Consider the following 7,886-nt stretch of genomic DNA (forward strand, 5'->3'; position numbering starts at 1 on the left):
GCCGGTCGAGTCCGCCGTCTACTTCGTGGTCAGCGAACTGCTCACCAACGCCAGCAGGCACGGCGGAGGACGCCATGTCGCGGTGGACATCAGCCCGCGCGGTCCCGCCCTGCGCATCACCGTCACCGACGACGGACACGGCGGCGCCGACCCATCGCGCGGCAGCGGCCTGCGCGGCATCGAACGACGGGTGGCCGCGTTCGACGGTGTCCTGACCATCCATAGCCCACAGGGAGGTCCCACCATCGCCACCATCGACATCCCCCGCGCGTTCGCCGGACAGGTCCCCCGCCGCACCAGACTGCCTGCCTGGAAGTACGCACTGATGGTGCTCTGCTGGGGGATGGGCTGGTTGCCGCTGTTCCCGCAGGGACTGGTGGCGGCGGCCTTCAAGGTCTACGGCGCTGACGAGCAGAGCTGGTTTCTGGCGCTCTACCTGCCCGAGGCACTCCAGTGGCCCACCATCATCTCCATGATCGCTCTCGGCATGGCCATGCTCATCATCGCGCAGGGCCTCGCCCAGCAGGCCAAGCAGCTGAAATCGGAGGTCAACGTCTGAGGGTGGTCCTGGCCGGAGACCAGTGCGCGTGAATCGATTAATCCTTGCTCCAGGACTCGTATTCACTCACGTCGTCGTCTCGCCGGCGACGGTCTCGCGACAACACCAGGCGGAGATCGCTTGGTGTTGCGTCGCACTGATCAACGCATAGGTGTTGTGTCCGTGCGGCTCGGTCACGTGTTGATTGGGATGTTCGCCTCGGTGAGTGCTGCGCTGCGGACTTCCCGAACCGGTATGGATTGAAGGGTGATCGCTATGTGCGGGAGCGGAAATGGGTGAGGCGGCGGAGTTGACTCCGAGGCGGTTGTTCGCGGTGCGGTTGGCCGAGCTGCTGGAGGCGGCCGCCGACCTGCCGGTGAAGAGTCTGGTGGGTGAGGTGAATCGGCGGCGGCCCGCCGGGCGGGGGCGGCCGGTGAGTGGGCCGCGGATCAGCGACTGGAAACGTGGTCGCCATCTGCCGGAGTCGGAGGCGGCGTTCTTGGTGATGGTCCGGGTGCTCGTGGAGCATTGCCGGGGCCGGCGGGTGCTGCCTGAGCACGTGAGTGCGGGTCTGCTTGACGAGGAGCAGTGGCGGCGTTGGTTGCGCGAGGCTCGGTCGTCCCCGCCTGACCTGGTCGTGGTCGAACCGGCCCGGACGAAGGGGGCCGCCGCTGAGACGACCAGGACCAGGGAAGCCGCCGGGGCCAGAGAATCGACCGCTGAGGGCGCCGGGGCCAGGGAAGCCGCCGGGGTCAGGGAATCGACCGCTGACGGGGCCAGAGAGGCCGCTGAGGCCAGGGAATCGACCGCTGAGGCCGCCGGAGCCTGGGAGGCGGCCGAGGCGGAGGACCACCAGTGGGCGGGGGGGTGTCCGTATCCGGGGTTGGCGGCGTTCGAGCAGGATCAGGCGCAGGTGTTCTTCGGCCGGGAGAGGCTGACCGCGCAGTTGGTCGACGCGCTCGCCAATCGGCTGGACCGGCCGGGGATCCTGGTGGTGGCCGGCGCGTCGGGGGCGGGCAAATCCTCGCTGGTGCACGCGGGACTGCTGCCGGCGCTGGCCGCCGGGGAACTGAGCGCCGAGTCGGCCGGGTGGCCGGTGGCGGTGGTGCATCCGACCGCGACCCCGCGCGATGAGCTGGCGCGGGTGCTGGCCGCGCTGGCCGGCGCCGACCCGGTCCCGATCCGGCAGATGCTGCGGAGTGCGCCGCAGCAGGCGCACACCGTGGTGCGTGATGTGGTGGTCACCCGCCCCGGCGCCTCGGCCGGTGGGCCGGCCACCAGCAGTGGTGATCGGCTGGTGCTGGTGGTGGACCCGTTCGAGCGGGTCTTCACCCTGCCGGAGGATGCCGAGTCCGGCGGTGCCGGCTGGGCCGAGGGCCAGCGGGCGGATTTCATCGCCGCCCTGCACGCGGCGGCGACCCGGCCGAGCGGGCCGGACGGCGAGCCGGCCGCGTTGGTGGTCGTGGTGGTGCGCAGCGATTTCCTGGCCGAGTGCGCGGCCTACCCGCAACTGGCCGACGCGGTGCGGGACGGGTTGTTCCTGGTCGGGCCGATGAGCGGACCGGAGTTGCGCCTGGCCCTGACCGGTCCGGCCGAACAAGCAGGGGTGAAGATATCTCCGGCGCTGGTGGACACCATCCTGGGTGATCTACCGGCCCGCGCGGCCGATGGCCGGTACGAGGTGGGCGCGCTGCCGTTGCTGTCGGAGGCGATGCGGGTCACCTGGAAACACCGCGAATCGGACAAGCTGACCAGCCGCAGCTACGGGCTGTCGGGCGGGGTCGCCCACGCCATCCAGACCAGCGCCGAGACCGTCTACACCGCTCTGCCCGACCATCAACAGGCCATCGCCCGGCAGGTGTTCCACCGGCTGACCAAGCTCACCGCCGACGGCCGGACCGTCCGCCGGCCCATGCCCTACCAGCGTCAGCCCGGCCTCCAACCTCCCCCGGTCGCCCTCGGCCGGCCGGCCGAGCGGCAGGGTGGTGCCGACGCGGCCGATGTCGAGCAGGTGGTGGAGGCGTTCGCCGCGCAACGGCTCATCGTGGTGGGCGAGCAGACCGCGGAGATCACCCACGACTCCCTACTGCACGCCTGGCCACGGCTGGCAGGGTGGCTCCAGCAGGACCCGGCCGACCAGGCCCTGTACCACCGGTTGCTGGAGGACGCCGAGGACTGGGCCCGCAACCAGCGTCGCGCGTCGTTCCTCTACCACGGCGAGCGTCTGACCTCGGTCCTGCGCGCCCGGCTTCACTGGCAGGCCCACCCCGACCGCTACCCCGACCCGCCGGACAGCGCGGAGGAGTTCTTGGACGCCGCCATCTCCGCGCGCAAACGCGCCACGGTGCTGCGCCGCACCGTGACCACCGCCCTGGCCGCGTTGCTGGTCATAGCGTTGACCGCGGCGGGCCTGGCGATCAAGGCCAAGCGCGAGATCACCGGCCAGCGCGATGTGGCCCTGTCGCGCCGGCTGGCCGCCCGAAGCGAACTGCTCACCGGCGGCGACCCCGCACTACCCGCGCTGCTGGCGGCGACGGCCTGGCGGATCAGCCACACCCCCGAAGCCCGCGCCGCCATGCTCAACATCCTCAGCCGCCCGCAACGCGCCGTCCTCACCGCCCCCTCCGGCCCTATCTCCGCGGTGGCCTTCGGCCCCGACGGACGGACGCTGGCCACCGTCGGCGACGGCCTGACGCGATTATGGGACACCCGGACCCGCAAACTGATCGGTACGGCTATCCCTGGGTACAAAGGCTGGGTCTCCTCGGCCGCCTTGAGCCCCGACCGGCGGACACTGGCCATCGGCGACGACGGCACCGTGCGGCTGTGGAACACCGAGACGCGCACTCCCATCGGCGACCCACTCCCCGCCCACGAACACGCCGTCACCGCCCTCTCCTTCAGCCCCGACGGAAAGACCCTGGCCGCCGGCGGTTTCGACGGCACCATGCGGCTGTGGAACACCGCGACGCGCACTCCCATCGGCGACCCACTCCCCGCCCACGAACACGCCGTCACCGCCCTCTCCTTCAGCCCCGACGGAAAGACCCTGGCCACCGGCGGCTCCGACGGCACCATGCGGCTATGGAACACCGAGACGCGCACTCCCATCGGCGACCCACTCCCCGCCCACGAACACGCCGTCACCGCCCTCTCCTTCAGCCCCGACAGCCAGATGCTGGCCGGCAGCGGCATGGACGGCGTGGTGCGGTTGTGGCGGGTCAGAACGCGCACACCGATCAAGCTTTCCCTCCCCAGACACCCCCGTGGCGACTTCTGCGTCGCTTTCAGCCCCAAAGAGCCGGCGATCCTGGCCATCGGGGGTGGTGACGGCACCGTGCGGTTATGGGACGCGGCGAGCCGCACACCCATCGGCGCGCCGCTCACCGGCCACAACTACCGGGTGACCTCGCTCGCCTTCAGCCCCGACGGACACACCCTGGCCACAGCCAGTGAGGACAACACTGTGCGGTTGTGGGACATCAGACTCCACACCTCCATCGGAACTCCGCACACCGATCAGTTCAGCCTGGGGACCCCGGTCGCCTTCAGCCCTGACGGACGGATCCTCGCCATCGGTGGCAGTGACGGCGCCGTGCAGCTGTGGGACGCGGCGACCCGCACGCCCATCGGCGCGCCGCTCACCGGCCACACCCGGACGATCACCTCGGTCGCCTTCAGTCCCGACGGCCGGACCCTGGCCACCAGCAGTTTCGACGGCACAACACGATTGTGGAATACACGAACCGGTAAAGCCATCGGTGCACCATTGACCGGACGTCTCTTCGCGACCACCTCGGTCGCTTTCAGCTCCGATGGACAGACCCTGATCACCAGCGGCCCGGACGACAGCAGTGCGCGATTGTGGGATGTCCGGACAGGCGAACCCCTCAATGCCCCGCTCGCCCGCAGCCGCGGATGGGATACCTCGTCCTTTCTCAGCCCGGATGGGCGGGTCCTGGCCGGCATCGGCCAGGACGGCACGGTTCGGCTATGGCAGGTCAACACCCGCACTCCCACTCCCGTCGGCGCCCCCCTCGTCGGCCACCCCGACAAGGTGACCTCGCTCGCCTTCAGCTCCGACGGACAGATCATGGCCACCGGCAGCAAGGACGGCACGGTTCGGCTGTGGCAGGTCAGCACCCGCGCTCCCATCGGCGCCCCCCTCGTCAGCCACACCGACGAAGTCACCTCGCTCGCCTTCAGCCGCAACGGACAGACACTCGCCACCAGCGGCGTGGATGGCACTGTGCGCCTGTGGGACACCGCGACCAGCGCTCCCATCGGCGCCCCCCTCGTCGGCCACACCCACTGGATCGCCTCGCTCGCCTTCAGCCCTGACGGGCAGACCCTGGCCACCAGTGGCGACGACGGCACAACGCAACTATGGGAAGTGGGCATGCCCAAAGATCTGCTCACAGCCGTCTGCGCGATCTCCGCTCCCTCTTTCACTCGCGCCGAATGGGCCCAATACGTATCGGAAGTGGACTTTCGACCGGTGTGCCGCTGACCCTCGAACAAGCGACGCCATACGTGCACCTGTACACCGGCGAAAGGCGAACGGCCGTAGCCCCGCCCACATCGACAGGCTCGCCTGAGCGTCCCGGTCGCGAGGTCCGTGCCTTCACGCAGGGGTGTCGTCTCCTGACGCGGTCACCTTGTGTGACTGCCCGACAGATGGGTGAGCAGCATGTCCAGCGGTCGCGGCACGCGGTCGAGGTCGAGTGCGGCGACGAGCGGGGCGGCGTAGCGGATCTTGCGGCCGCCGCCCGATCCCATGAACCGGCGGAGCTGGGCGTGGGTCGTGCCCCCGCGCCATGCCGGTTGCTTCTGCAGTGTGCGAAACGAGCCGAGCTCGCCCTGGGCCTCGACGACGCGTTCGACCGTGGCGGTGCCGAGGGCGCGGATCAGCTCGTCTTCCAGGTCGGCGACGCACACGAAGAAGCCGAGCGCCTCCAGATCGCTCCGGCCCAGATCAAACCCGAGGCCGGCGCGCTCGAGGCCCCGCCGGAAGTGGCCTTCCTCCCCGACGTCGCACAGACCGGCCAGCCGGAGGTCGCGACCGGCAGGGCCGAACCTGCGAAGGTAGGTTCCGATGTTCGTGGCACCGCCCATCGCCACAAGCGAGATGTCTTCGGCCGCCAGGTTCCGGCCGCGGCGCTCGGCCAGCGCCTCGATGGCCGACCGGTCACTGACTCCCTCGACCAGGACCACCGTTCGCGTGTCGCTCACGGGCCCAGCCTCGCACCGCACCCCAAGATGTTCACCATGTTTCACGCGTCGGGAGGTCACCGGCCGAGGTCACCGACCGTGGATCAACGTCTCCGGCCGCCGTGCCGCTGTCACCGCGCGAGCAGGGGGAGCGCCGGGAAGTCGTGGTCCTGCCACAGCAGCCGCGAGGCATCCTCCGGGTAGGCGGTGACCGTCGACGGCGTGTCGAAGATCTGCGCGAGGCGCCGGCCGGTGTCGTACGCGGGCCAGCCCGGGTCGCCGTGTGCGGCGAACGCCGTCCACGCTCCGCGCATCCGCGCCGACAGCTCCTCCGCCTCCGAGGAGGGTGGGGCGCCGATCAGCGTGGCGGGTCGTCCACTGCTGAGGTTGCCGAAGACGAGCGGCACGTCCAGGCCATGGCAGGCGCCGAGGGCGCCGCCCCATCCCGGCGCGGGCCAGGTCAGTTCGTACAGGTGGGCCCGGCCGCCGCCGGCGATCTGCGCCTCGGCGAGGTGGAGGCTCGGCATGCGGAACAGCCAGTCGGAGTTGACCAGCTCGTACAGCTCCTCGTCGGACGCGGCCGGGAACGCCTCGCGGTATCGGCGCGCGCCGTCCGGGCCGGGGGCGAGCATGCGCAGAGCGGTGTCGGTCTGCTCGGGCGTGACCTGCCCGAGCACGCCGTCGATCAGGCTGAACAACCGGTGCTCGTCCCGGGTGTGCCCGGCGAGGAGTGCGATGTCGCGGGCGGCGCCGTCGGCCAGCGCCTGCCATGGGGTGGCAGGCAGGACGTCACCGTCGACGACGGGGGCGAATGGGATCGGCCGGTGGGTGATCTGCCCCCAGCGCTCCCGCCATTGGGCCATCTTCGCGTGGATCGCGTCGCCCGCGGCGGGCAGCCGGGCCGGGGCCACCGCCGACAGGCCGGACACCGTGGGCTCCACCCCCAGCTCGGCGGCGCAGGCGGCGGCGATGTCGGCGGCCAACTCCGGGGAGAAGAACGTCCCCGGCACGCTCTGCGCGACCGCCCGGTGGAACAACCCGGCGGCGAGCGGCATGGCCAGCAGCGCGGCAACCGATCCGCCACCGGCCGACTCCCCGAAGACCGTGACCCGGTCCGGATCGCCGCCGAACCCCCGGATGTTGTCGCGCACCCACCGCAGGGCCGCGACCTGGTCGAGCAGTCCCCGGTTCGCCGGGGCTCCGCCGATCAGCGCGAACCCCTCGATGCCGAGACGGTAGTTGAGGGTCACGACCACGGTGCCACTCACGGCCAGGTGCCGGGCGTCGTACTCCGGCAGGCTGGAATCGCCCATGGCGTAACCGCCGCCGGGGATCCACACCATCACCGGCAGCGCTGCCGCCGGACCCGGTTCCGGTGTCCAGACGTTGAGCGTCAGCCAGTCGTCGCCGGCGGCGTCCTGCGACCCTCCCAGCACCCCGGCCTGCGGGGGCGGCGGGCCGTACGCGACCGCCGGGCGCACACCGTCCCAGCCGCGCACCGGCCGCGGCGCGGCGAACCGCAGGGCGCCGACCGGCGGCTCGGCGAACGGGATGCCGCGGAAGACCGCCAGGCCCGCCTCCCGGCCCCCGCGCAGAACGCCGGCCGTCGTGCGGACCTCCGGCTCGGACTCGGACGACTTGCTGGATGCGGTGACGGCCACGTCGCGGTCTCCTCCCCGTACCTGCTCGCGCCGAGCATCCCAGCGCACGCCATCGACGGGCAAACCATTTAGCCAACGACTCGTCCGGTCAGAAGAAGCGGCCTTTCGACCGGTGTGCCGCTGACCGACGCGGCCAGTGCCGTGAACGAGCGACGCCGTGGTCGGCGTGCGGGGTCTTCCCTAGTCCGCTGTCCACGGACGTTCACCGGCTCGGGCGCCGTAGCAGGCGCCGGAATCGCCGTACCACGACCCGCCGACCCGGCGCCGATCACCGCAGCACGTCACCCGGGTAGAGAGCAGCGCCCGGCGAACGTACGGTCACCGCACCAGGCGCGGCCCGGGATGGAAAGCCGCGCCCGGTGAAGGTATGTGGTCACCGCGCTAGTGTCATGCGCCAGAAATCCGTCCCAAATATTTAGCGAGTGATTCGAGGATCTCTTCGGCGGTCTTGGTCCATACGAAGGGTTTGGGGTTCT

4 protein-coding genes are annotated in these 7,886 nt (G+C 70.9%); 2 read left to right on the forward strand and 2 right to left on the reverse strand.

Going from position 1 to position 7,886, the window contains the following annotated elements:
* On the forward strand, positions 1–559 hold a 559-nt coding region (locus ABZT47_RS40190; protein ID WP_354854049.1), incomplete at its 5' end, for an ATP-binding protein.
* A gap of 271 nt (positions 560–830) precedes the next feature.
* Complete coding sequence (locus ABZT47_RS40195; RefSeq protein ID WP_354854051.1) at positions 831–5,048, forward strand: AAA family ATPase; 4,218 nt, start codon at positions 831–833, stop codon at positions 5,046–5,048.
* Positions 5,049–5,191: 143 nt separating this feature from the next.
* Here the strand turns inward: ABZT47_RS40195 and ABZT47_RS40200 are convergent, their stop codons facing one another.
* Together ABZT47_RS40200 and ABZT47_RS40205 are read right to left on the reverse strand one after the other, a co-directional pair.
* Positions 5,192–5,770, reverse strand: a complete 579-nt coding sequence (locus tag ABZT47_RS40200) for a TOPRIM nucleotidyl transferase/hydrolase domain-containing protein (protein ID WP_354854054.1) — start codon at positions 5,768–5,770, stop codon at positions 5,192–5,194.
* 110 nt (positions 5,771–5,880) lie between these two features.
* Complete coding sequence (locus ABZT47_RS40205) at positions 5,881–7,410, reverse strand: carboxylesterase family protein (protein ID WP_354854056.1); 1,530 nt, start codon at positions 7,408–7,410, stop codon at positions 5,881–5,883.
* Between the last annotated feature and the right edge of the window lie 476 nt (positions 7,411–7,886).

The organism is Sphaerisporangium sp. NPDC005289 (genome assembly GCF_040607455.1).
GTDB classification, from domain to species: Bacteria; Actinomycetota; Actinomycetes; order Streptosporangiales; family Streptosporangiaceae; genus Sphaerisporangium; species Sphaerisporangium rhizosphaerae.

Coding starts and splice junctions, on each gene's coding strand:
- ABZT47_RS40195 (WP_354854051.1), top strand. CDS start 831: ATGGGTGAGGCGGCGGAGTTGACTCCGAGGCGGTTGTTCGCGGTGCGG.